General features: G+C 30.8%; 29 protein-coding genes. All 29 read right to left on the bottom strand.

The features are described from left to right. Positions 1-7: 7 nt before the first annotated feature. Positions 8-925 carry a diacylglycerol kinase family protein gene (locus tag HMPREF1253_RS06315; protein WP_023055989.1) on the bottom strand — a complete coding sequence of 306 codons (918 nt, stop codon included), beginning with the start codon at positions 923-925 and terminating at the stop codon, positions 8-10. A 191-nt stretch (positions 926-1,116) separates the two neighbouring features. Continuing rightward, the gene (locus HMPREF1253_RS06320) at positions 1,117-1,596 is read right to left on the bottom strand and encodes a ferritin (RefSeq protein ID WP_023055899.1); all 480 of its coding nucleotides are present in this window, start codon (positions 1,594-1,596) and stop codon (positions 1,117-1,119) included. Positions 1,597-1,620: 24 nt separating this feature from the next. Next, positions 1,621-1,893, bottom strand: coding sequence for a hypothetical protein (locus tag HMPREF1253_RS06325; RefSeq protein WP_023055894.1), 273 nt, complete (start codon positions 1,891-1,893; stop codon positions 1,621-1,623). 68 nt (positions 1,894-1,961) lie between these two features. Further along, a complete protein-coding gene (locus HMPREF1253_RS09690; RefSeq protein WP_023055927.1) occupies positions 1,962-4,022 on the bottom strand; it encodes a S9 family peptidase in 2,061 nt (686 codons plus the stop codon). 27 nt (positions 4,023-4,049) lie between these two features. Then, entirely contained in the window at positions 4,050-4,940 is an 891-nt protein-coding gene (locus HMPREF1253_RS06335; protein WP_023055983.1) for a stage 0 sporulation family protein, read from the bottom strand. Continuing rightward, positions 4,933-5,847: a DNA polymerase III subunit delta' C-terminal domain-containing protein gene (locus HMPREF1253_RS06340; protein WP_023055980.1), complete on the bottom strand. Its 915-nt coding sequence runs from the start codon at positions 5,845-5,847 to the stop codon at positions 4,933-4,935. Before HMPREF1253_RS06340 ends, HMPREF1253_RS06335 begins: the two co-directional genes overlap by 8 nt. Then, positions 5,847-6,131, bottom strand: a complete 285-nt coding sequence (locus tag HMPREF1253_RS06345; protein ID WP_023055976.1) for a cyclic-di-AMP receptor — start codon at positions 6,129-6,131, stop codon at positions 5,847-5,849. Before HMPREF1253_RS06345 ends, HMPREF1253_RS06340 begins: the two co-directional genes overlap by 1 nt. A gap of 8 nt (positions 6,132-6,139) precedes the next feature. Next, entirely contained in the window at positions 6,140-6,466 is a 327-nt protein-coding gene (locus HMPREF1253_RS06350; RefSeq protein WP_023055974.1) for a cyclic-di-AMP receptor, read from the bottom strand. Next, complete coding sequence (gene tmk, locus HMPREF1253_RS06355; RefSeq protein ID WP_023055985.1) at positions 6,463-7,071, bottom strand: dTMP kinase; 609 nt, start codon at positions 7,069-7,071, stop codon at positions 6,463-6,465. The genes HMPREF1253_RS06350 and tmk overlap by 4 nt, the downstream gene beginning before the upstream one ends. Positions 7,072-7,172: 101 nt before the next feature. After that, positions 7,173-7,856: a 2,3-diphosphoglycerate-dependent phosphoglycerate mutase gene (gene gpmA / locus HMPREF1253_RS06360; RefSeq protein ID WP_023055935.1), complete on the bottom strand. Its 684-nt coding sequence runs from the start codon at positions 7,854-7,856 to the stop codon at positions 7,173-7,175. Then, the gene (locus HMPREF1253_RS06365) at positions 7,853-8,440 is read right to left on the bottom strand and encodes a TetR/AcrR family transcriptional regulator (RefSeq protein ID WP_023055912.1); all 588 of its coding nucleotides are present in this window, start codon (positions 8,438-8,440) and stop codon (positions 7,853-7,855) included. Before HMPREF1253_RS06365 ends, gpmA begins: the two co-directional genes overlap by 4 nt. A 106-nt stretch (positions 8,441-8,546) precedes the next feature. Then, complete coding sequence (gene sfsA / locus HMPREF1253_RS06370; RefSeq protein WP_023055941.1) at positions 8,547-9,233, bottom strand: DNA/RNA nuclease SfsA; 687 nt, start codon at positions 9,231-9,233, stop codon at positions 8,547-8,549. Next, entirely contained in the window at positions 9,230-10,306 is a 1,077-nt protein-coding gene (locus HMPREF1253_RS06375) for a ribonuclease E/G (protein WP_023055947.1), read from the bottom strand. Before HMPREF1253_RS06375 ends, sfsA begins: the two co-directional genes overlap by 4 nt. Continuing rightward, positions 10,303-10,986 carry a DNA repair protein RadC gene (radC, locus tag HMPREF1253_RS06380; protein ID WP_023055963.1) on the bottom strand — a complete coding sequence of 228 codons (684 nt, stop codon included), beginning with the start codon at positions 10,984-10,986 and terminating at the stop codon, positions 10,303-10,305. The genes HMPREF1253_RS06375 and radC overlap by 4 nt, the downstream gene beginning before the upstream one ends. Continuing rightward, a complete protein-coding gene (locus HMPREF1253_RS06385; RefSeq protein WP_023055905.1) occupies positions 10,979-11,539 on the bottom strand; it encodes a nucleoside triphosphate pyrophosphatase in 561 nt (186 codons plus the stop codon). Before HMPREF1253_RS06385 ends, radC begins: the two co-directional genes overlap by 8 nt. Then, positions 11,539-12,045, bottom strand: coding sequence for a Gx transporter family protein (locus HMPREF1253_RS06390; RefSeq protein ID WP_023055906.1), 507 nt, complete (start codon positions 12,043-12,045; stop codon positions 11,539-11,541). Before HMPREF1253_RS06390 ends, HMPREF1253_RS06385 begins: the two co-directional genes overlap by 1 nt. Beyond that, the gene (locus HMPREF1253_RS06395) at positions 12,042-12,431 is read right to left on the bottom strand and encodes a NusG domain II-containing protein (RefSeq protein ID WP_023055991.1); all 390 of its coding nucleotides are present in this window, start codon (positions 12,429-12,431) and stop codon (positions 12,042-12,044) included. Before HMPREF1253_RS06395 ends, HMPREF1253_RS06390 begins: the two co-directional genes overlap by 4 nt. 118 nt (positions 12,432-12,549) lie before the next feature. Further along, positions 12,550-14,184: an ATP-binding protein gene (locus HMPREF1253_RS06400; RefSeq protein ID WP_023055926.1), complete on the bottom strand. Its 1,635-nt coding sequence runs from the start codon at positions 14,182-14,184 to the stop codon at positions 12,550-12,552. Next, positions 14,184-14,834, bottom strand: coding sequence for a response regulator transcription factor (locus HMPREF1253_RS06405; RefSeq protein WP_023055977.1), 651 nt, complete (start codon positions 14,832-14,834; stop codon positions 14,184-14,186). Before HMPREF1253_RS06405 ends, HMPREF1253_RS06400 begins: the two co-directional genes overlap by 1 nt. Continuing rightward, positions 14,835-15,470 carry a phosphate signaling complex protein PhoU gene (phoU, locus tag HMPREF1253_RS06410; RefSeq protein ID WP_023055969.1) on the bottom strand — a complete coding sequence of 212 codons (636 nt, stop codon included), beginning with the start codon at positions 15,468-15,470 and terminating at the stop codon, positions 14,835-14,837. It lies immediately after the preceding gene. A 1-nt stretch (position 15,471) separates the two neighbouring features. Continuing rightward, positions 15,472-16,224: a phosphate ABC transporter ATP-binding protein PstB gene (gene pstB / locus HMPREF1253_RS06415; protein WP_023055966.1), complete on the bottom strand. Its 753-nt coding sequence runs from the start codon at positions 16,222-16,224 to the stop codon at positions 15,472-15,474. Positions 16,225-16,391: 167 nt separating this feature from the next. Continuing rightward, positions 16,392-17,009, bottom strand: a complete 618-nt coding sequence (locus HMPREF1253_RS06420; RefSeq protein WP_023055953.1) for an ABC transporter ATP-binding protein — start codon at positions 17,007-17,009, stop codon at positions 16,392-16,394. Continuing rightward, positions 16,997-17,800, bottom strand: coding sequence for an ABC transporter ATP-binding protein (locus HMPREF1253_RS06425; RefSeq protein WP_023055952.1), 804 nt, complete (start codon positions 17,798-17,800; stop codon positions 16,997-16,999). Before HMPREF1253_RS06425 ends, HMPREF1253_RS06420 begins: the two co-directional genes overlap by 13 nt. A 4-nt stretch (positions 17,801-17,804) precedes the next feature. Then, positions 17,805-18,692 (bottom strand): ABC transporter permease, encoded by an 888-nt coding sequence (locus tag HMPREF1253_RS06430; protein WP_023055975.1) that lies wholly within the window; start codon positions 18,690-18,692, stop codon positions 17,805-17,807. 2 nt (positions 18,693-18,694) lie between these two features. After that, positions 18,695-19,675, bottom strand: coding sequence for an ABC transporter permease (locus HMPREF1253_RS06435; RefSeq protein WP_023055973.1), 981 nt, complete (start codon positions 19,673-19,675; stop codon positions 18,695-18,697). Further along, a complete protein-coding gene (locus tag HMPREF1253_RS06440; protein ID WP_023055932.1) occupies positions 19,675-21,294 on the bottom strand; it encodes an ABC transporter substrate-binding protein in 1,620 nt (539 codons plus the stop codon). Before HMPREF1253_RS06440 ends, HMPREF1253_RS06435 begins: the two co-directional genes overlap by 1 nt. Positions 21,295-21,477: 183 nt before the next feature. Further along, complete coding sequence (gene rpsR / locus HMPREF1253_RS06445) at positions 21,478-21,702, bottom strand: 30S ribosomal protein S18 (protein WP_023055959.1); 225 nt, start codon at positions 21,700-21,702, stop codon at positions 21,478-21,480. A 12-nt stretch (positions 21,703-21,714) separates the two neighbouring features. After that, the gene (locus tag HMPREF1253_RS06450; protein WP_023055945.1) at positions 21,715-22,215 is read right to left on the bottom strand and encodes a single-stranded DNA-binding protein; all 501 of its coding nucleotides are present in this window, start codon (positions 22,213-22,215) and stop codon (positions 21,715-21,717) included. 10 nt (positions 22,216-22,225) lie between these two features. After that, entirely contained in the window at positions 22,226-22,510 is a 285-nt protein-coding gene (gene rpsF, locus HMPREF1253_RS06455; protein WP_023055916.1) for a 30S ribosomal protein S6, read from the bottom strand. Positions 22,511-22,567 lie beyond the last annotated feature (57 nt).

Below are 22,567 nucleotides of genomic sequence, written 5' to 3' on the forward strand. Positions count from 1 at the left end.
TTACCTCCTATGCTTGTACAATTAAATTTAGAGCCTTTTCCAAAATTTTAAAATTCATAGGAAGAGAGCCGGATTTTTCTCCATCTAAATCTATAACTACATCCTTATCATCACAAGAAAATTCTATTTCCTTGGTCTTTATATAAATAATTTTATCATGACCCACATGATCTCCCGTTAAAATTGCAGGAGCTATTTCAAGAATATCAAAAGCCGTAGGTTCTTTAATGAGAATTACATCAAGGTATCCATCATTTACCTTTGCCTCAGGAGCTATTTTTTTAAAGCCCCCTACAGAGGTGGTGTTGGCAATTAAAAAACAAAATAAATTTTCAGTGCCCTTATATTCTTTACAATTTATGTTAATTTTAAGAAACTTATCCTTTTCAAAATTAAGTTGAAACATTTTCTTAAGACCTTCAAGATAATAAGCCATACGTCCTAAAACTGCTTTTTGATCATCCTGAACGCTATAGGCAACTTCCGTAAGAATTCCTCCAGCAGCAACATTTGCAAAAATCCTGTCTCCCGCCAGACCTACATCAACTTTTTTAGTTTTGAAATTTTTAAGCATTTTATAAAATTTTTCCGGATCTTCAGGTAGCTTAAAATAATTTGCAAAATCATTTACAGTTCCTGCCTGTAAAATTGCAAGAGGCACCTCAGATTTTGATTTAACCAAGCCGTTTACAACTTCGTTTAAAGTTCCGTCCCCTCCACAGGCAATTATTAAATCTTCTCCATTATAATTTTTTGCAAAGCGAGAACCGTCACCTCTTTTATGAGTAAACAAAAGATTTATATCCCATTCATCCTTACTCATAAGTCTTACAAGTTCAACTATTTTATCTAAAGCCTGTTCTCTTCCAGAAAGAGGATTGGCAATTATTTTTACTTTTCTAAATTTTTTTTCTTCTTTTCCCATATTTTCCTCCAAATTTATTATACATAAGAAATACTTTAATTAAAATAAAAAATATAATTTTTTATTAATAATTATAAAATAAATGTAAATTTTTACTTTTATTTTTTATGGTCTAAGTAAAAAATTTTATTTTAGACATAAAAAAATCCACTGAAGTTTTTTTCAATGGATTTTACTTTTTATTTTATATTTTATCTTTGTCCCAGTTCATGATCAAAGATGTATAGACCGCCCCAGTTTCCGTTTATTCTTTCAAACTTTTCTACTATTCCTCTAAAGTTATCTTCTTCTTCGATTTGTTCTTTTATAAACCAATCTAAAAGTCCCATTACTTCAAAGTTCAATTCTCCGTGAGCATCTTTATATATATCTCTTATTCTTCTGGTTACTTCTTGTTCATGAGCATAAGCTTTTTTAAATACGTCTGCTATATCTTCATAATTTTTTTCCGGTTTTGGTATTTCTTTATATTCTACCGGATAGTCAACTTCTACTAAAAAGTTATACAATTTTCTTGCATGTTCGTATTCTTCATGGGCTTGTTTATCCATAAAGTGTGCAAATCCGTCCATGCCAAGTCTTTTTAAATAGTTTGACATTGCTAAATAGATGTAACCTGATTCAAGTTCAAAATTAAATTGTTCATTAACTTTTTCAAATATTTTTTCCATGTTTTATTTTATCCTCCCTTATTATTAAATTGGACAAAAAATTTCATAGACACTGTATATTTCTATATCTTCCATGGTGATATTCTTTATGGCTTTTGGTATATCTTTTGTTTTTAATACAAGACTTATACCGTTATATTTAAAAGTTACTGAGTCAAAGTAGTCGCAACTTTTTTTGTTAAAGATATCCATAAGTTTTTCTCTGTTTGTTTCCATATCACCTATGAGAAAAAATATATTTTTTTTGGCATTTATTTCATCAATGTCAATTTTATTAATTAGTTGTGTCCTTGTCATTTTAATCCATCCTTTATGTTATTTATTTACCCTTAAAGTTTTTTAATAAACATAAAAGATTTTTATTTTTATTTTATTTTTACTCCATCCATTTCTACATTTCCATTACCTTCAAAGATTAAGTCTATATATTTTATTTTATCGATATTTATTTTAGGATTTTTCTTTTTTATATCTTCCATGGGAACTTTTACTGTTTCGAGAGAGGATGTGTAGGTATAATTGTCCCTTAAAGTTTCAATTTTTGTCATTTGTACTTTATATGGTTCTTTTAATTTTTTATAATCTTCCAATGATATTACTCCCGTTTCCCCGTAGTTATCTCTTATATTTAAAGATATTTTTATGTTTTTGTCTTTTTTAAGATCTATGGAAAAATAATTTTCCATTTTTAAATTTTCTTGAGGTAAAAATTCAAGGAGGCCTTTTTCATTAAAATTTAAACTTAATAGGGTCTCTTGGTGATCTTCTACTAAGTCATAATTTTTTTCTCTTATTTTTGTAAAGCCTGTGTATCTTAATTTTGAATTTTTAAGGCTGCCTGTGTTTATATTATTGTCTTCTTCAAAATCCATAAGGATTTTTTCATTTCCTTCTGAATACATTTGATAATATGTGCCATCAGGATAGGCTGTTTGAGATTTTTCTATGTCATAAAAGATGTTTTGATCATAATCTTTGTTTAGGCTTTTATTTACAAAGTTTTCTATTAGGATGGAGGTTATTTTTCTTTGGTCCTCCCCTTTAAAAAGGTTTGATTTTTCCAAATAAAGTCCTTCTATATAATCTGTGTCCATATCTTTCCATCTGGTATTAAAGTTTCCGTGGTTTGCTCCTCCTATATAGATTGCGGCTTTAAATAGGTTTTCGTCTGTGTTTTTTATTTCTCTATATAGGGCCAATTCTTCAAAAGTGTCTAAGTCATAATCATTTGTTCCATGAAGGACCAGGTAATTTATATTTTGTAGGGCTAAGTTTTTGTTTGTGGGTTTATATTGTCCATAGGTTGCAGCCAAGTTTATGAGCCCTTTTATTTTAAAGTTATAGTCCAATTTTCTTGTAGCATCTTCTGGATTTTTTCCATAATTATTAAAATAGCAGGCAAGACTTGCAGCTTCTCCCCCTCTTGAGTGACCTCCTAGGAATATTTCTTTTTTTATTTTGTTTTTAAATTCCGATTCTTCCAAGATATACTTTATATTTTCAAGACCCAAGATTGCTCTTGCGTCATTTTCATCTGAAAGGCTGAAATAGTCAAGACCGTTTAATATGTTCATGTCTACTGACACCAGTCCTATTCCTCTTTTTGATAGGTATCTTCCCAAGTAATCGTATCCTAAGTGGGATTTTTCCGTTGCCCTGTGATTTCCATGAAATATAAAGACTATGGCATTTTCTCTATTATTATCTGGAAGGTAAATTCTTCCTTTTATGGGAGTTTTTATAAGTTGATCTCCCAATATTTTATCTCTTACTTTTTTTGTTCTGCCGGTGTAATGAACATAGGGAATGAGGTTTACTTGACCTCCTTGATAGTCTTTTTCTATTACTGAATATTTTTCCGGGCTTTCTGGACCTTTTTTATAATTTTCTATCTTCCCTTCAAATTTTGAAAACCCTGGAGTAAATAAAAAGTATAAAATTAAAATCATAGGCATGGCAGAAATTATAAAGCTTATAAAAAAGCCGATTTTTTTATTTTTTATTAAGCTTATTAAAGATTTTGAAAAGAGAAAAAATAAAAGGATTACTAAAAAAATTATTAAATAATTTTGAAGGTCTGTAAATTCTTCCATTCCCGGCATATCATATATGAGTTTATAGCTTGCGTAACTTGTAGCTGAAAATAATATTATATTTTTGCTTTTTATTTTTTTTATGTAAATTATAGGAAATTCGAGTAAATACAAAATAATTCTCACTAAAGAAAATATAAAAGCGAAGGCTATTAAAAAGCCCAGATATTTATTATTTAAAAGGTCTTGCAGATAATATGATGATGCTAAGGTTAAAACTGCTGCTAAAATAAAAGCTCCTATTTCTATAGCCCCGTCAGTATTTCCCAATTTTTTATAAAAAAATAATTTTATTTTACTATGGATTTTTTGAATCAATAATTTAATTTTCATAAAATAATAGACCTTGATAAATCAAGGTCATTCCTCCAAATCTTTTAGTTCGCTCTCTCTAACTTCTTCATCTTTAAGAGATGAGTTAAGTTGTGTAAAGTTCTTGTTCATTTTTCCGCTTCTTTTTATTTGGTCAAGATCTCTTATTTCAACTTCTATGTCTTCTCCATTTTGGAATTGAATTTTTACAAGTTCTTGTATTGTATACTTGTCTATGACAGTTCCTTCTCCCCTATCTGTCATTACAAATTCTCCCAGGCGAGGCATTTTTTTAAATATACATTCGTAGCCGTCTTGTTCATATTTTAAACAACACATTAGTCTTCCACAAAGTCCGGATATTTTTGTAGGGTTTAGGGATAATTCTTGATCCTTTGCCATTTTTATGGATACTGGCGAAAATTCTGACAAAAATGCTCTGCAGCAACAGGGCCTTCCACAAGGTCCAAGGCCTCCGATTTTTTTTGCTTCGTCTCTTACGCCTATTTGCCTTAATTCAATTCTGGTTCTGAAAATTGATGCAAGATCTCTTACAAGTTCTCTAAAATCTATTCTTCCATCTGCTGTAAAATAAAAAAGAAGTTTTCCCCTATCAAAGGTGTATTCACAGCCTATTAATTTCATATTTAATTTATGCTCCTTACATTTGTTCTCACAAATAATAAGAGCTTCTCTTGCATCGTTTCTGTTGTCCAGCTGTCTTAAATCATCTTCCGGGCTTGCAATTCTAAGAACGGGCTTTAATTCCGTTAAAATTTCTTCTTCTTTTAATTCTTTTTTGATTACAACTGTTCCGTATTCAATTCCCCTTGATGTTTCAACTATAACATTATCGCCTATTTTTGTATCTATATCTCTTGGGTCAAAATAATATATTTTGCCCGTTTTTTTAAATCTTACTCCTGATACGTCAATCATTTAGTCCTCCTAACTTCATGAGCATATTTTCTATATTTAATCTGAAATTTAAGTTGCTTTTAAAATTATTTCTTGCTTTTTCTAAAATTTTATAAGCTTCTAAGGCTTCTTTTGTACTTAAATTCAGACCTTTTATTTCTTCTATATAATCTATGTTCAAAATGTTATTTACATTTTTTGTGCTTTTATAAACTGCTAAATCTCTAAGAAATAGGCTTAAGGTTTCAAATATTTCTTGGAGATCATCCTTATTTTCTTCAAAGAAATTATATTGTTTAAAAATTTCTTCTTTAGATCCTTTTAAAATTTTTAAAAGATTTTTTATTGTCTTTTGTCTTCTTTCAAAATTTTCCCCTTGATTTAAGGCTAGGGCTTTTTTTAAAGAGCCTCCTGATATTTTTGAAAAAAGTCTAGCGTTTTTTCTTATTCCCTTATCTATTAAAAATTCTTCAATTTCATTTTGAGAAAGCCCGTTGAAATTTAAAGTTCTACATCTTGAAAGAATTGTATCAAGGATTCTTTCAAGATCACTTGTAATTAAAAAAATCGTAAGATATTCTGGAGGTTCTTCCAAAGTTTTCAAAAAAGCATTTTGGCTTTCCTTTGTTGCTTCTTCAAAACCGTCTATAATATAAACTTTTCTTTTACCTTCAAAGGGTAGCTTATAACTATCTTCTATTAATTCTTCTATGTCGGATTTTTTTACTCTTTCCTTTTCCAGTATAAATAAATCCGGATGAGCAAAACCGTCTGTATCAAGTTTAAATTTACCCGTTAAAATTTTTCTTGCATAACAAATGGCAAGGGTTTTTTTCCCGATTCCTTCCGGCCCTGCAAAGATATAGGCATGGGAAATTTCTTTATTATTTTTTAATTCTTGGGTTAAGTTTAAATTCCCTACAAACATTAAATTCTCATACTCTTTTCAACGTCAAGGACAAAAATTGTTGCACCGCTAAGTTCAAAGTTGCCCCTTTCGTCTTTTATTTCTTCTGTTTGAGTTACTTCTTTTAAAATTGAGTCCACATGACCTAATTCTTCATCTTCAACCCCTAAAAAAAGAGTTGTATTTCCAGATTTGAAAAAGCCTCCTGAAGAAGATACTTTTGTTACTGAAATATTTTCTTCAAAAAATTTATCTAAAAGTTCATCTACAAATTTATCTTGAACTATTGCAATTATCATCTTCATATTATCACCTAATACCTTTTAAAGTCTTCAACTTCAAGGACAAATACCGTTGCTCCTCCAACAGTTACTTTTACAGGCAAGGCTGCCAGGGCTTGACCAGGTATTCCCATAGGTTGAATGGTTTTTATTATTTCTCTTGTTTTACAATTGTTTTCAATTATTTTTAATAATTCATCTAAGGATTGATCTTCTATTCCACAAAGTATCGTGGAGTTTCCGCTTTTTAAAAATCCTCCAGTAGAGCTTACCTTTGTAACTCTAAAATTCTTTTTTGTTATTTTATCTATCAAGTTGTCGGAATCGGCATCTTGTACAATTGCTACTACAAGTTTCATTTTATCAACTCCAATAATTTTTCCAAACATTCATTAAAAACTTCTTCTATTGACCTTGAAGCATCTATAATTTGAAAATCTTTGTTTTTACTTAAATCTTCATAGGCCCTTTGAACTTTTTTATGAAATGAAATATCTTCTCTTTCCAGTCTGTCTCCACCGTCTGCCAATTTTCTAAGTAAAGTTTTTTCTGAGTTTACTTTAAATAAAAATACTAAATCCGGTTTTAAGCCCCCGGTGGCAAAATCATTTATTGTTTCAACGCCTTTTCCTAGTCCTCTTCCATAACCTTGGTAAGCTATGGAGGAAAGAACGAATCTTTCGCAAAGAATAATATAGCCTTCTTCTAAGGCGGGAATTATTTTTTCATGAACGTGCTGGGCTCTACTTGCTGCATATAAAAGAGCTTCTGTCCTATAATCCATTTTTGTGTTTTGAGGATCTAAAATAATATTTCTTATTTTTTCTGAAATTTCAGTTCCACCTGGTTCTCTTGTGCGTAAAACTTTTTTATTTAATTTTTTTAATTCTTCATATAAAAGACTTGCAATTGTAGTTTTTCCACAACCGTCAGGTCCTTCAAAGGTTACAAATATACCTTTCATCTTCTCACCTTATTTCTATATTATCATAGAAATCGTGAATTTTATATGTAAACTTATATAGAAAAAACTCTCCTATTTTCTTAGAAGAGTTTTTTAAGATATTATAAAATTTTTTTAGATATTATTTTTAAATTCTTGTCCATTTCATATACAATAGGTTGTCCTGTTGCAATTTCAAGAGAAGTTATTTGGTCATCACTTATGTTTTCAATGTGCTTTGTTATGGCACGAATGGAATTTCCGTGAGCTGCTACAAGAACATTTTTACCTTCTATAATTTTTGGTGCAATTTGATCCATCCAATAGGGAAGGGTTCTTTTAAGGGTGAGCTCCAAAGATTCAAAGTCTGGTATAATTTCTTGGGGTACATTCCTATAACGAGGATCCCTATGAGCGCTTCTCTCATCATCTTTATCAAGAGCTGGCGGTGGTGTTGTGTATGATCTTCTCCAAATATGAACTTGTTCATCTCCATATTTTTCAGCTGTTTCTTTTTTATTTAGGCCTTGAAGAGCTCCATAGTGTCTTTCGTTTAATCTCCATGTTTTAAAGGTGGGAACATAAAGTTGATCTGAATGTTCAAGAACTAAATTACAAGTTTTTATGGCACGAGTTAGCATTGATGTAAAAGCTATGTCAAATAAAATATTTTCATTTTTTATTTTTTCTCCTGCTCTTATTGCTTCTTCAATTCCTTCTTCAGATAGGTCTACATCTTTCCAGCCTGTAAATAAATTAAGTTTGTTCCACTGGCTTTGACCATGTCTTATTAATACAAGTTTCATTTTTCCTCCGTCTTATTTAAGCTTAAAATTCCCTCCCAGTTGAAAAAATTATTTACACTATCAAGAAAGTTTTTAATTTCATCTTCTGTGTATGAATGAACTACAGCTTCAAAAAGCGCACTTACATAAGCACTCATAAACATATGCAACTCTTTGTCGGGAATAAGGCTTTTTCCTTTTAAGTTAATTATATAATTTTTTGTAGCTTTTGTCAGTTCTTGTGAAATCATATGAGGATAGTCTATATATTTTGTGCCGTCGGAACAATTTAAAAGTAACCTTAAGTTTTGGCAATCATCATAAAATTTTGAAAGAGTTGCATAATCAAGTGAGTTGTGTAAAATCTTTTCAATTAAGCCACTTTTTCCTGAATTTTCTTTAATCATTTCCTCCATTGCTTTTACCGTAGGAGATACAATTTCTTCAAAGAGTTCTTTTTTTGATTTAAATCTTCTATAAAAAGCGCCTGTTGTTATATTAGCTCCCTTACAAATATTTTTTAGAGAAGCTTTTTCAAAACCGCAGCTTAGAAATTCTTTTCCGCCTTCAGCAATTATGGAGTCTCTTATTTCATCTCTTATCATATTTCCTCCAATAATTCTTATCATTTACAGATTACTAATAAAACTTTTAAAAGTCAAGGTTTTATGGTTTTTTATAAAATAAAAACCCATATTTTTAAAACATGGGTCAAATTTCATATTTAATTTTTTCTGAAAATTCAACTTGATCAAAGGTAACCTTACTGTCATAAACGTGAATTTTTACTCCAGCCTCTTTTGCCTTTTTTAAAGTTTTCGCAAAAGCCTCATCTCTTTCTCCATTTGCCTTAAAGGAATCTGCTCCCTTAAATTGAATAAGAAAGAGCACATTTGCATCAAGACCTCTTTTTCTCGCCTCTATTAATTCTAAAAGATGTTTTTTTCCTCTTAGAGTTGGAGCGTCTGGAAACATGGCAAGGCCATTTTCTTCAAGGGTAACTCCCTTTACTTCACAAAAACCGCAAAGATCTTTTTCTTTATAAAAGGCAAAGTCAAATCTGGAATTTAAAAATTTTACTTCTCTCCTATAAGAATTTTTATATTGGGGAAAAATTTTTCCACTTTTTATGGCTTCTTCTACTATTTTATTGGGAGCCTGGGAGTCTATATTTATTAAAATATTTTCTTTATAGGCACTCACCAAAGAATATTTTGTCTTTCTTGTTTTTAAGTCAGATTTTTCCAATAAAACTCTTGCATCTTTTCTTAAAATTTCTTTGCAGCGACCTGTGTTTGGAATGTGAACTCTTTCTATATGACCATCTATTTTTGCAAAGCCTATAAATCTATTTTGCCTTTCAAGAAAAATTCCTTCTTTTATGTTTTTATATTTCATAGCTTATTTTTTAACAATAGACCTTGATTTCTTCTTGACAATTCACAAATTCCAAGACTTGTGTAGCCATGAATGTTAAGAGAAATATCATTTTTTATAAATTCCTCCTCCATTTTTTTCAAAATGTCTTGTCTATTTTTTTCATCTTTCATATTTATTAAATCAATCATTATTATGCCGCTTATATTTCTAAGTTTTATTTGAAGGGCTATTTCTTCTATGGCTTTTAAATTTATTTTATATGCCAAGTCTTCAAAGTTTTTAAAGTCCGTTGATTGAGATGAGTTCACATCTATTACCGTCATGGCTTCTGTGTAGTCTATATAAATATTTGATCCATCATTTATATGGACAATTCTTTCAAATAATTTTAAATAATCTTTGTTTATTTGAGGGTTATATTTTATGGAATAATTTTTTTCAAATTCAACTTTTCTTAAATTTTTATAGGCCTTTTCTATATTTTTTGAGTTTGTAACTATATCATAAGGGTGTTCATGAATAAATCTGTCTAAAATATCTTCCCTGTAAAGAAGTCTGGGGACAGGTAAAAATTTTTCTTCTCCTAATATTTTTTCTGCCTTTTCTTTTAATTCTTCATATTCTTTTTTTATTTCTTCCTTAGAAAAATTTTGAGCTTCAGTTCTGTAAACAATTCCCTCTAAAGAGATTTTTTTCAATTCTTCTTTTTTTTCTTTAGTAAAGTTTTTTGAATATTTTACAAAATTGTTTTTAGGAAAATATACGAGACTTTTTCCTGGAAGGGATATTTCTCTTGTCCCTCTTGGTCCTTTATCTTCTCCGGTTTTTTTTATTTGAATTATAAGGGTTTGATTTTCTTTTATATTTTCTTTTTCATCATCAAGGTTTAAATATACATTGTCTTTTAAGCCCACATCTATAAAGGCTGCGTTCATAGACTTTATTATTCTAGTAACTCTTCCAAGATAGATGTTTTTTAAAATATTTTCCTCATCATAATAAATTATATCCCTGATTCTTCCATCAAAAATCAGGGCTGTTTTAAATTTTTCGTCTATATATATTTTCTTTTGCACATTGTTTTCAATCATAAATTTCCATGCTCCAAAAAACTGTAGTAGCCATAGTCTCCTACAATTATGTGGTCTAAAACTTCTATGCCTATAATTTTTCCTGCTTCTTTAAGTCTTTTTGTAATTTCCATATCTTCTTTTGAAGGACTTGGATCTCCTGAAGGATGGTTATGCATAATTACAATAGTGTCTGCCATATTGTCTATGGCGCTTTTAAAAATTTCTCTTGGATGAATAAGACTCATATTTATTGTTCCAATGGAAACATCTCTGTAGCTTATAAATTGTTTTTTTGTGTCTAAAATTACAACTCTTACAATTTCTTTTTGAAGATTTTTTAGTTCTTCTCCTGCAAAGGCAATAATTTTTTCGGGGCTTGTGAGTTTTTCCCCTTTTTCTTTTCTTTCATTAAGTCTTAGAGAAAGTTCTATTGAAGCCATTATCATTGCAGCCTTACTATTACCTATTCCATCTGTATTAAGAAGGTCTTTTAAACTTATCTTGTTTAAATTTTTAAGTCCCCCTATTTGATTTATAAGGTCTTGAGAAACTTGAACGGCATTTTTTTCTTTTGTTCCTGTTCTTATTATTAGTGCCAAAAGCTCTGCGTTGGAAAGAACTTTAGATCCGTATGCCATTAATTTTTCCTGGGGTCTGTCCTCAGGCGGAATATCTTTTAAGGTAAATTTTTTAGCCATTTATTTTTTCTATATACTCCTTAATTCTTTTATAGGGAAGACCTACAATATTGTCAAAATCCCCTTCATATTTTAAAACTAAATTTGAACCATAGCCCTGGATTCCATAAGAACCTGCCTTGTCCTTATATTCTCCTGTATCAAGATAAGCTATTATGTCTTTTTCCTTTAAGTCTTTAAAATATACATAAGAAGATTCAAAATCAACATACTTTATTTTTTTATCTAAATTTATTAAAGCAAAGCCCGTAATGACTCTGTGCTTTATGTTTGAAAGGCTCTTTAACATATTATATGCATCTTCTCTGTTTTTAGGCTTACCTAAAGGCTGAGAGCCTCTCATGACTAAAGTATCAGCGCCTATTACTAGTGAATTTTTGTAATTTTTTGCAACTTGGTAGGCTTTTTCGTAGGCAAGGGCCATAACAAGACTTTCTCCATCTTCATAATGGTCTTTATCTTCTTTAATTTTTGGGGAAATTATTTCAAAGTCAAAATCTCTTTTTAAAATTTCTCTTCTTCTTGGTGAACCTGATGCCAGTATTATTTTCATTATCTTACCGCCTTAATTTTATTTAAACTTTCAGAACCATATATAGATCCAAGGCCTACAAAATATCCGGTAAAAATTCCTGTAATAACAAGAAAGGGAAAGTAGGCAAAAATTGCAGAAGATTTTAATACAAAGGTTGCCGCTGCAATTTGACCAAAATTATGAAAAAAAGATCCTATTTCTGAAATTCCTATAAGAGAAATTTTCCCCAACAAAAATTTGTGGGCAAGTATCATAGCAATAGAGGATAAAAGTGCTCCTGTAAAGGAAAATATAAAGCTTGAAACTCCTCCTGTTATTAAAACTAATACTAGACTTTTTAAAAGAGCAATGGCAAAGCCTTCTCTATATCCAAAAACAGATATTGTTATTAAAACTACCATATTTGAAAGACCAAGTCTTGCTCCAGGAACGGGAATTGGAAGGGGAATTTGCGATTCAAAAAGTCCAAGGACTAGTCCTAATGCCGTTAAAAGAGAAAGAAAAACCCATTTTTTTGTTTTCAATTTAACATCACATCCAAATCATTTTTATCAGAATTTAATTCCACAACAAGTCTGTTGGGAAGACATATAATAGACTGACCGGTCCTTGTTACTTCTCCCATTTTCATGCAAAGTTTATCCTTACAGTCGCTTTCATACATAATTGCACCCTTTTCTGTAAATTTTATAGTGTTGTGACCGTATTTACTGTCTATCTTTGCGGTTTTTCCAACTAAACTTTTATCCAATTTATATTTTTTATAAATTTTACCGTCTATTTTAACCACAAGACTTAAATTTGAACTTGTCTTATTTGTATTCCATGTATAAAGACCGCTTAAAACTGCTATTAAAAGTATAAGGCCTATAACAATAAGGTCGCCCTTAATTAATTTTGTTTTTTTCATAATGTAATTATACACTAAATTTTAATTTTGCCGATGGTAAAGCTTAAATATCAATAAAGTAAAATTTAAAATAAAAAATTCGCTGAACTTTATCAGCGAATTTAATTTTTTATAAATTTTATAAAGGTAAAAATATTTTAAATTTTGTTCCCACATCTATTTGAGATTCTAACTCTATCTTTCCCTTGTGAACATCCACAATGTGTTTTACAATTGAAAGCCCAAGTCCTGTTGAACCTGTTTTTTTATTTCTCGATTTATCTGCAACATAAAATCTTTCATAAATTCTGTCAATGTCTTCTTCTTTTATGCCTATGCCTGTATCACTTATGGTTATTAGACAAAAATCTTCCTCTCTTTTTATGGTAAAATCAACTTTTCCATTTTCTTTGTTGTATTTTATTGCATTGGAAAGAAGGTTTTCAAAACATTCAGTCATCATTTCTTTATCGGCTCTTATGGTAATAGGCTCAGCATAAAAATTTAACTCTATATTTTTTTTGTCAGCTTCTATTACAAATTGATTTACCAAGTCTGAAGCTAGAGCTTTTAAATCTATAAGAGTAAAATCTTTTTCCGATTTTGATTCAATTTTTGATATTTTCAAAATATCATCTATTAAATCTCTAAGTCTTTGGGATTGTTTAAAAATTATTTCTCCAAATTCTTTTGTCTTATCTTCTTCAACTCCCTTTGAAAGAAGCTCTGCAAAACCTGAAATTGTTGTAAGGGGAGTCTTAAGTTCGTGAGTTACATTGGATGTAAATTCATCACGTCTTTTTCTCAAAGAAATTTCAAGAGTTTTATCTGCAAGAAGCAAAATCACTCCTGCCTTGGGATCCTTTGATGAAGGGCTTATAAAATATCCGTAAATTTTTCCGTTAAAGCTTACATCACCTGAAACATATTTGTTCTTATAAGCTTCATTTACTCCTTCTATTAAAGTTTCAGAGCTGGTGATTTCCAAAATATGAGAACCAACTGATTTTTTTATTGGCTTTAAAATTTTAACTGCAGAATCATTAATCATAAGAACTCTTTTTTCTTTGTCAAAAATAATAAGTCCCTCGTTCATGTTGGAAAGTATTGTGGAAATTGTTTGGTTCTGCTCCATTTCCTTAACTAATCTATTGTTGATTTCTTTTTGTTGTTCTTCAATTTTTCTAAAATATGGATTTAATTCTTCATAAATTTCCAGCTCAGGATTGTGAATGGCATCTCTTATTGGATTTACTAAACCTGTTGTCATTCGCTTTGATATGGAAATACTTATTAAAAATAAGAAAATTACTATTAAAATTTCTCCGGGAATAATTATTTGAAATACTGAAATTACAGACTTCATATCCCTTGAAACTCTTATAACTTTTTCTCCCACCCTGTTTGCATAATACATGGTGTCTTTCCCGAAAGTTGTTGAGTATCTTACGCTTTTACCCCTGCCACTTGCAAAGGCTTCTTTTATTTCCGGTCTATCCTTATGGTTTTCAAGACTATCAGCATCCTTTATGGAATCGTATAAAACTTTTCCTTCCTTATCTATTAAATTTATTCTCAAATCTCCCAGCTTAATCTTTTCTATTGCAGCTGGATCTTCTTTATAAGTTTCAACTAAAAAGTTTGATTGATCTCTTAAAGAATCACTTATTTGATTTCTATAAAATCTGTAATACATAAGAGTTGAAAAGAAAGCTGAAAATATTAAAGCATATAAAACCAGGACCAGAAGTTGTCTGAATATTTTTTTTCTCATTATTCCATTTTATATCCAAGCCCTCTTACAGTTTGAATATATCCCTCTCCTATTTTATTTCTTAAAGATGCTATGTGCATATCCACCGTTCTTGATTCTCCTTGAAAATCATATCCCCATATATTTTCAAGAAGACTTTCTCTTGTCATAACAAGACCTATGTTTTTCATCATGGTAAGCATTATTTCAAATTCTTTAAAGGTTAAATAAATTTCTTGTCCGTCTTTTTTCAAAACTCTTTTATTCTCGTCAATGGAAAGATTTTTATAAACAATTTTTTCTTCTTGTTTATAGGCACGTCTTAACATGGCTTTTACTCTGGAAATTAATTCCATAACTCCAAAGGGCTTTGTTATATAATCATCTGCTCCCTTGTCAAGAGCATTTACAATATCAAATTCAGAATTTTTTGCCGTAAGCATTATCACTGGCGTTTCTCTATATTTTGTAGATTTTTTTAATCTTTGTAAAATTTGTATTCCATCCATATCAGGAAGCATTATATCAAGCAAAAACAAATCTCCATCTGTTTCTGCAGAAAAAAAGTCTCCTGCTTTTTCATATCCTTCAACTTTAAAATCCGCATTTTTTAAAGCATATTCTATAAGTTTTCTTATATCATCATCGTCTTCAATTACAATAATTTTCATCTACTCACCTTTTATTGAAAATATTACCCATCTTGCTATTCTTGTACCGTGATCAGCTATTCTTTCAAAATATCTGGCAATAATTATTATGTTTACAATAAGTTCTGCATCAAACTTGCCCTTTCTGATTTCCTCAACCATGGCTTCTTTAATTCTTATAAATTCTTGGTCCACAGCATCGTCCATTTCAATTACTTTTTGTGCATCTTCTGCAGAATTTCTAATGAAGGCATATATTGCTTCTTTTACTAAATCTGATGTTGCCCTTGAAATTTTTTCTATTTCAAAAAACATTTTGGAATCATTGTCACTATCTGTTTCAAGTATTATTTTTGCAATATTGTTGCATTGATCCCCTATTCTTTTTATGTCGGTTATCATTTTTAGTCCTGCGCTTACTCTTCTGAAGTCCGTTGCCACAGGTTGTTGCTCCAATAAAATTCTCAAACAATTACTTTGAATTTTTGAATCCAGGTCTCCTATTTCCGATACTATTTTGTCAAAATCTTTAAAAATTTCTTCATCCTTATTTTGTATACCCATTAATATGCCATTTATAGCTTTTTCAAGAAGTCTTGACATTTCAAGCATGTCTGTATTTAATTCCAACATTTCCTTGTCTAAATTTTTTCTCATATCAACCAAACCTTCCTGATATATAGTCTTCCGTTTTCTTTTCCTTGGGATTTTGGAAAAGAGAATAGGTGTCCCCATGTTCTATTATTTCTCCAACTAAGAAAAATACAGTATGATCTGAAACTCTCGCAGCTTGTTGCATATTGTGAGTTACCATAACTATTGTATAATTTTCTTTTAATTCTGTTACCAATTCTTCAATTTTACTTGTTGATATAGGATCAAGGGCTGATGTAGGTTCATCCATTAAAAGTACTTCTGGTTCAACTGCAAGAGCTCTTGCAATGCAAATTCTCTGTTGTTGTCCTCCGGAAAGGGAAAGAGCACTTTTTCTTAAATCGTCCTTTACTTCTTCCCAAATAGCTGCACCCTTTAAAGATTTTTCTACTATTTCGTTTAAATCTCTTTTGTTTTTCATGCCGTGAGTCCTTGGGCCATAGGCAATGTTGTCGTAAATTGACATCGGAAAAGGGTTTGGAGATTGAAAAACCATTCCGACTCTTTTTCTCAAAAGGTTTACGTCAAAATTTTTATTGTAAATATCTTGATCGTCAAGTCTTATTTCTCCATCTATTCTACATCCTGTTACAAGGTCGTTCATCCTATTTAAACATTTTAAAAGAGTTGATTTCCCACAGCCTGATGGCCCTATAAAGGCTGTTATCTCTTTTTCTTCAATGTTTAAGTTGATATTTTTAAGGGCTTGAAAATCTCCGTAGTATAAATCCAAGTCCTTTATAAGCATCTTACTCAAATTCTTCCTCCAAAATCTTATAAATACAAATTTACATAATTTTATTTATATTTTTGTCCAATTTGAGTATATTAAAACCCTGTAAACATTTTTATCTTCAATTGTAAAGATTGTGTAAAGAATTTTACAATTGAAATTTTCTAAGAAAAAAAGCAGGTTTTACCTGCTTAATTTTTTATATTTATTTTGTTTATTTGTCTTAAATCAATTTGTCTTTCTGTAAAAATATTTATAAGATCTTTGTTGTGACTTATAAATAAAATTCCCATTCCGTGTTTTTTTGCAAAGTGCCTTAAAACTTCTAAAAGTTGAACTTGAGTTATGGCATCTACCATTGTTGTAATTTCATCTGCTATTAAATATTTTGTTTGTGGTGAAAGGATTCTTGCAATACAAATTCTTTGAAGCTCTCCTCCTGACAATTCAGTTGGCCATTTTTCAAGCCAAAAATTTTCTATTCCAAGTTTTTCCTTTACATCTTCTGAAACTTTCCAACCTTCATTTAAAATTTTGTCAACTTTCCATCTAATATTTACTGATTTTTCAGGATTTTGATGGACCATTTGAACAGGTCTAAAGCTTTTAAAATCTTCTATTTTTTTACCATCTATTAAAACTTGACCCTTATCTTGTTTTAAATAGCCTGATATTATTTTTCCCAGGGTACTTTTACCGTAGCCACTGGGAGCCATAAGACCCAAAATTTCTCCGGAATTTAATTGTAAATTTATATTTTCTAAAATAGGTCTTTCGTATGAAAAACTCAAATTTTTTACTTCAAGCATTTTTTTATGTCCTCGTCTGGTCCTAAAAATCCATTTTTTGGCAGGGCTCTTAGTAGGGCTTTAGAATAGGGATGTTTTAATTCTAAACCTTGTCCCTTAAATTTACAGGCTTCTTCTACTTCTATTATTGTTCCATCGTAAAAAATTCCTATTCTATCTGCTAAAGCTGTTGCCATATCAATGTCATGGGTTATTAATAAAAGACTTTTTCCTTGGCCTCTAAGAGCTTTAAACATTTTTGTTATTTCTTCAAGAGAATCATCGTCCATGCCAGGAGTTGGTTCATCTGCCACTATAAGGCTTACGTCTTTTACAATTGCCGATGAAACTAAAACTCTTCTTGCCATGCCTCCTGATAATTCATGGGGATAGAGGTCGTATACTTTTTCACTTAAACCAAAATCTTTAAAAATTTTATCTGCCTTTGATTTTTCGTAGGAATTAAGTCCCAAGTTTATTTGTTTTTTTGTTTTCAACAAGGGATTCAAAGATGTTATTGATTGGGGTACAAGTGAAATTTCACGACCTCTTAATGTGCACAGTTGGGAATAATTATAACTTTTGCCTTTAAATACGTAATTGCCACTTACCTTTGCATTATATGGCAAAAGGCCCAAAATACTATGGGCTAGAAGACTCTTTCCCGAACCGCTTGCTCCGAAAATTGCAAGAATTTCCCCCTCTTTTACTGTAATATTTAAGTCATGTACAACATTTATAATTCTCTTTCTCATTCCCTTTACATATTGTTCAAAGGAAATTGAAAGGTTTTCTATTTCTAATAAATTCATAAAATCACTCATGATAAGAATATGGATCAAATATCTTTCTTAAATTTTCTCCAAGGCCATTTATGACCAAAACTATTAAAACTAACATAAGGCCTGGAAAAAATGCAAGATAGTAGTAGCCTCTTGCAAGGTAGGTCATGGATTCCTGTAGGATTATTCCTATGGCAGGTTTTGTAATGTCAAGACCGAAGCCTAAAAAACTTATTGCCGATTCATGGAGTATTGCATGGGGAAACAAAAGTACCGCTCCCACTAAAATTTGAGGTAATAAATGGGGCAAGACATGGTTTAAGGCAATATAAAGATTGCTTTTTCCAAGAGCCTTTGAAATTTTTAAAAAATTTTCTTCTTTGATTTGTTTTATTTCAGCTCTTATAAGTCTTGTTATGCCTGTCCAGTGAGTAAGAGCTATTCCAATTACTACTCCCTTTAAACCTCTTCCAACGGCAACTGAGATGAGTATTAAAAACATCATGTGAGGTATTGATAAAAATACATCTATAAGCCAGTTTATAAATCCGTCTATTCTTTTTGAAGAGCCTGCAAGACAAAGGGAAAGTAAAATTGCAATTAATATACTTAAGCCTGATGCAATAATACCCACCTGTAAGCTTATACAAAGCCCTTTAACGGTTCTTAAATACATATCTCGACCCTTAGCATCAGTTCCAAAAATATGAAGGACTGAGGGGCCTTTTAATTTGTTTTGAAAGTCTACTTGGAGCATATCCTCATTTATAAGGCTTCCATGTATAAAAATATAAGCTATAAATAAAAGGCTTATACTTATTAAAATTATAGTTTTTCTTCTTGTGTTGAAAAATTTTTCCTTTGCAGGATAAATTCTGTCAGACTGGAGCTCTTTTCTATAAGTCTTTACTTCCATTTTCATAATTATGCCTTCTCTCTCATTTGCGGGTCTATTATTATATAAAATAAATCCGCCATTCTATTTCCAAGAAACACAAAGATTGCAGAAAATAATACAAGACCCAATAAAAGGGGTAGATCTCCTCTAAGTCCTGCTTGAACTGTTAAGTTTCCAAGTCCTGGATAGTTAAAGACATTTTCCGCAAGTATTGTTCCGCTGAAAAGTTCACTAAAGTATGAAAATTGCAAAGTGATTGCCGGAAGCATTATATTTTTTAAGGCAAAGTTTTTTATTATTTTAAAATCACTAAGTCCTTTACTTTTTGCATATAGACAGTAGTCGCTATTTAATATTTCAATTACTTTTTCCCTTGTATGCAAAATTATATTTGCCGTTCCTACAAGGGCAAGAGTTATTGCAGGAAGTATTAAGTGGTAGAGTCTGTCAAAAATTGTAACTTTATAAGATTCAATTCCTATAGGTGCTGCCATTGATGCAGGAAATATTCCAAGTTTTAATGAAAAAATTGTTATTAACACTATTCCAACCCAATAGGTCGGTGTAGCTGAAAGTATAATTGCATATGCTTTTATAATCTTATCTATAAGAGTATTTCTCTTTACTCCTGAAATTATTCCCAGAACAAATCCTAAGATTCCCTGAAAAATCCAAGCTGCACTCATTAAAAGAATTGAAGAGGAAAATCCTCTTTTTATAATTTTTGACACTTCTATTCCATAAATGTTACTTACGCCTAAATTGCCCCTTAAAATATTTTTTATCCAAGAAAAATATCTTGATAAAAGGGGGCGATCAAGCCCCCATTCTTCAATTAGCATTTGCTTTTGCTCATTTGTAAGTCCCACATTTTTAGACCTTGCAAAAGCGGCTATAGGGTCAATTGGTGAAATATCCATTAAAACAAAAGCTATAAAGGATACAAAGAGAAGAAGTAAAATAAATTTAATTATTAAATTTAAAACTTTCTTTCTCTCAATCTTCATTATTTCCACTTCCAATTACTTATAGTATCTACAATTGGCCATCCGCCACCGTGAGGTTGTATTTTTTGCTTTCCTATATCTAAATCATCTCTTACAAGATATAGGTGATTTTCATTTAAAATCCAAATCCATGGGCAATCTCCAAGACTTGAAAGTCCTGTTTGACCATCAAATTGAGCTTTTTTAAATTCTTCATTTAAGCCTTCAGCACTTGTTGCACTAAGGCCTTTCTCAAAGTGTTCATTTACAGTTTTGTTGTCATAATAGTTTGCATTATAGTATTCACGACCAACCATAGTGCCTGAATAGTTGTAATACATTTCAAGAGGATCATATCCTCCCCAACCAAAAAAAATTGCATCTGAATACATGTGGGGTGTTATGGCATCCCAATCTCCATATTCAACGTTTACTTCTATTCCAAGTTCTTTTGCAGTTTTTGCAAATTGAAGAGCTATATCTTCTCTATCTTTATAGGCAAGATATAAGTTGAATTTTGCTTCAACTCCATCTTTTTCAAGGATGCCCTTATCGTTTAGCTTCCATCCGCCTTCTGCAAGAATCTTTTTAGCTCCTTCTATATCTCCGTCATTTGTAATTCTTGTTTCTTCATTGAACCAAGGCATGCCGTCTGCAATTGAAGATGCTACTGAACCTTGCCCATCTAAAACTTCATCTATTATTTTTTTTCTATCAATAGCAATATTTAAGGCTTTTCTAATAGCTATATCACTTGTAACATTATTTCCTATAGGTGAACCTGGCGCTAAAGTTTCATCTCCTGTAACTTTTCCAGTATTTTTTTCCATAGGCATAGAAATTCCCCTGTTATCAACGGTATCTAAACTTTCAATATGGTAACCTTCAACATTTATATCATGAGCTGTATAGGGAACTCTTATTACATCACATACTTTTTCTTTTGCTGTTGCTAAAGAAGCATCGGTATCTTTAAAAAATAAGAAAGTGATTTTTTTAAAGGGGGATTTTTCTCCATAATAGTTTTCATTAGGCTCAATTATAAGTTGTTGACCTACTTTCCATTCAACCATTTTATAAGGTCCTGTTCCTATAGGATTGGAACCGTAAGTTTTTTCATCATAAGCATGTTCTGGAACTATGGGAAGAGAACACATGCTGGACACAAAAGAAATATCAGGCTTATCGAGTTTTAATTCAATAGTATAATCTCCTGTTGCCTTTGCTGATGCAAGTCTTGAAAGGTTACTTCCCGGAGCATTTTTTTCTTTTGCAAGGTTGTATGTAAATTCAACGTCTTTTGCAGTAAATTTTTCTCCATCAGACCACTTAACATCATCTCTAAGAGTTACATTATAAGTTAACTTATCCTCACTTAAGCTGTATTCTTTAGCAAGGTCATTTACAATATTTAAATCAAGATCACGTTTTAAAAGTGCTGATTGAAATATTGATGTTCCATAGTGACCCCATCCTGTAATAGGATCAAATCCTTTTTCCGGCTCTGATCCAAAGCCAAGCACCAATTCATCTTTTACTTGTGCTGTATTTTTATCCTCTTCTTTTTTATTATCTTGAGCTTTATTTCCACAAGCTGTAAGAATAAGAGATAAAATTAAAATTGTAAATAATTTTTTCATATTTCCTCCTAAGGTTTTTTATAATATTCATACTATCATATTATAACGTTTGTTACAATTTCAAACTTATTTTAATTTTAAATACAAATTTTTTATAAAAAAAAGACTTTAGGACAAAAAAAATAAAGACTTAAATTAATAAGCCTTTATAAATAAAAAAGACCGATTTTCTCGGTCTTATTATTAGTCTGCTGAGTATGGTAAAAGGGCAATTTGTCTTGCTCTTTTTATAGCACTTGTTATTTCTCTTTGGTGCTTTGCACAACATCCGGTAACTCTTCTTGGAAGAATCTTTCCTCTGTCGGACACATATTTTCTAAGTCCGGCTGCATCTTTATAATCTATTACCTTGTTTGAATCTTGGCAGAAAGCACATACTTTTTTTCTACTTCTAAATCTTCTTTGCATGTTCTATCTCCTTTAAAACGGAATATCCTCATTTCCTACAGGATAAAATCCGTCTGTATTATCATCCGAATTAAATGAGCTGTCTTCATATGCAGAATTAACCGGAGGGTTATCAAAGTTACTTCCTTGATTTACTTGTGGACGTCTTACATATTGGCCACCATTTTGACTTTCTGAAGCGGTTTCCACAAAGTGAACTCTGTTTATAACTACATCTGTTGTATAAACTTTCGTTCCATCTTGTTTGTCATAGCTTCCTGTTTGAATTCTTCCTTCAAGAGCTATCCTTGATCCTTTTCTAAAATAATTTGATATTAATTCAGCAGTATTTCCAAAGGCTACACAAGAAATAAAATCTGCTGTAGGCTGATTGTTTCTTTGAGCTTCTTCTTTCTTTTGACGGCTCATTGCCCTATCTACTGCTACGCTTGTTCTTAAAACGGCATTTCCGTTTGGAGAATATCTAATTTCTGGATCTCTGGTTAATCTTCCATATAATATTACAACATTCATAAAATCACCTTTATTTGTCTAAACGAACTATCATACTTCTCATAACGGGTTCCATAATCTTGGCAACTCTGTCAAATTCTTTTACAGCTGCCGGTTTTGCTTCAAATGTTATTAGAACATAATAAGCTTCATTTTTATATTCTATTTCATATGCAAGCTTTCTCATTCCCCATTCATCGATGTTTGAAATAGTTCCTTCTTTTTCAATGATACCTTTTAGTCTTTCTAAAGCACTGTTTCTTGCTTCTTCTTCTACTTCAGGATAAAACATGACAACTACTTCATATTTATTCATCTCTACACCTCCTTGTGGACTCTTAGGCACATACTTGTGCAAGGATATAACGATCTT

The organism is Peptoniphilus sp. BV3C26, assembly GCF_000478985.1.
Taxonomy (GTDB): Bacteria; Bacillota; Clostridia; order Tissierellales; family Peptoniphilaceae; genus Peptoniphilus_B; species Peptoniphilus_B koenoeneniae.

Coding starts and splice junctions, on each gene's coding strand:
- HMPREF1253_RS06315 (WP_023055989.1), bottom strand. CDS start 925: ATGGGAAAAGAAGAAAAAAAATTTAGAAAAGTAAAAATAATTGCCAAT.
- HMPREF1253_RS06320 (WP_023055899.1), bottom strand. CDS start 1,596: ATGGAAAAAATATTTGAAAAAGTTAATGAACAATTTAATTTTGAACTT.
- HMPREF1253_RS06325 (WP_023055894.1), bottom strand. CDS start 1,893: ATGACAAGGACACAACTAATTAATAAAATTGACATTGATGAAATAAAT.
- HMPREF1253_RS09690 (WP_023055927.1), bottom strand. CDS start 4,022: ATGAAAATTAAATTATTGATTCAAAAAATCCATAGTAAAATAAAATTA.
- HMPREF1253_RS06335 (WP_023055983.1), bottom strand. CDS start 4,940: ATGATTGACGTATCAGGAGTAAGATTTAAAAAAACGGGCAAAATATAT.
- HMPREF1253_RS06340 (WP_023055980.1), bottom strand. CDS start 5,847: ATGTTTGTAGGGAATTTAAACTTAACCCAAGAATTAAAAAATAATAAA.
- HMPREF1253_RS06345 (WP_023055976.1), bottom strand. CDS start 6,131: ATGAAGATGATAATTGCAATAGTTCAAGATAAATTTGTAGATGAACTT.
- HMPREF1253_RS06350 (WP_023055974.1), bottom strand. CDS start 6,466: ATGAAACTTGTAGTAGCAATTGTACAAGATGCCGATTCCGACAACTTG.
- tmk (WP_023055985.1), bottom strand. CDS start 7,071: ATGAAAGGTATATTTGTAACCTTTGAAGGACCTGACGGTTGTGGAAAA.
- gpmA (WP_023055935.1), bottom strand. CDS start 7,856: ATGAAACTTGTATTAATAAGACATGGTCAAAGCCAGTGGAACAAACTT.
- HMPREF1253_RS06365 (WP_023055912.1), bottom strand. CDS start 8,440: ATGATAAGAGATGAAATAAGAGACTCCATAATTGCTGAAGGCGGAAAA.
- sfsA (WP_023055941.1), bottom strand. CDS start 9,233: ATGAAATATAAAAACATAAAAGAAGGAATTTTTCTTGAAAGGCAAAAT.
- HMPREF1253_RS06375 (WP_023055947.1), bottom strand. CDS start 10,306: ATGATTGAAAACAATGTGCAAAAGAAAATATATATAGACGAAAAATTT.
- radC (WP_023055963.1), bottom strand. CDS start 10,986: ATGGCTAAAAAATTTACCTTAAAAGATATTCCGCCTGAGGACAGACCC.
- HMPREF1253_RS06385 (WP_023055905.1), bottom strand. CDS start 11,539: ATGAAAATAATACTGGCATCAGGTTCACCAAGAAGAAGAGAAATTTTA.
- HMPREF1253_RS06395 (WP_023055991.1), bottom strand. CDS start 12,431: ATGAAAAAAACAAAATTAATTAAGGGCGACCTTATTGTTATAGGCCTT.
- HMPREF1253_RS06400 (WP_023055926.1), bottom strand. CDS start 14,184: ATGAGAAAAAAAATATTCAGACAACTTCTGGTCCTGGTTTTATATGCT.
- HMPREF1253_RS06405 (WP_023055977.1), bottom strand. CDS start 14,834: ATGAAAATTATTGTAATTGAAGACGATGATGATATAAGAAAACTTATA.
- phoU (WP_023055969.1), bottom strand. CDS start 15,470: ATGAGAAAAAATTTAGACAAGGAAATGTTGGAATTAAATACAGACATG.
- HMPREF1253_RS06420 (WP_023055953.1), bottom strand. CDS start 17,009: ATGCTTGAAGTAAAAAATTTGAGTTTTTCATACGAAAGACCTATTTTA.
- HMPREF1253_RS06425 (WP_023055952.1), bottom strand. CDS start 17,800: ATGAATTTATTAGAAATAGAAAACCTTTCAATTTCCTTTGAACAATAT.
- HMPREF1253_RS06430 (WP_023055975.1), bottom strand. CDS start 18,692: ATGAAAATGGAAGTAAAGACTTATAGAAAAGAGCTCCAGTCTGACAGA.
- HMPREF1253_RS06435 (WP_023055973.1), bottom strand. CDS start 19,675: ATGAAGATTGAGAGAAAGAAAGTTTTAAATTTAATAATTAAATTTATT.
- HMPREF1253_RS06440 (WP_023055932.1), bottom strand. CDS start 21,294: ATGAAAAAATTATTTACAATTTTAATTTTATCTCTTATTCTTACAGCT.
- rpsR (WP_023055959.1), bottom strand. CDS start 21,702: ATGCAAAGAAGATTTAGAAGTAGAAAAAAAGTATGTGCTTTCTGCCAA.
- HMPREF1253_RS06450 (WP_023055945.1), bottom strand. CDS start 22,215: ATGAATGTTGTAATATTATATGGAAGATTAACCAGAGATCCAGAAATT.
- rpsF (WP_023055916.1), bottom strand. CDS start 22,510: ATGAATAAATATGAAGTAGTTGTCATGTTTTATCCTGAAGTAGAAGAA.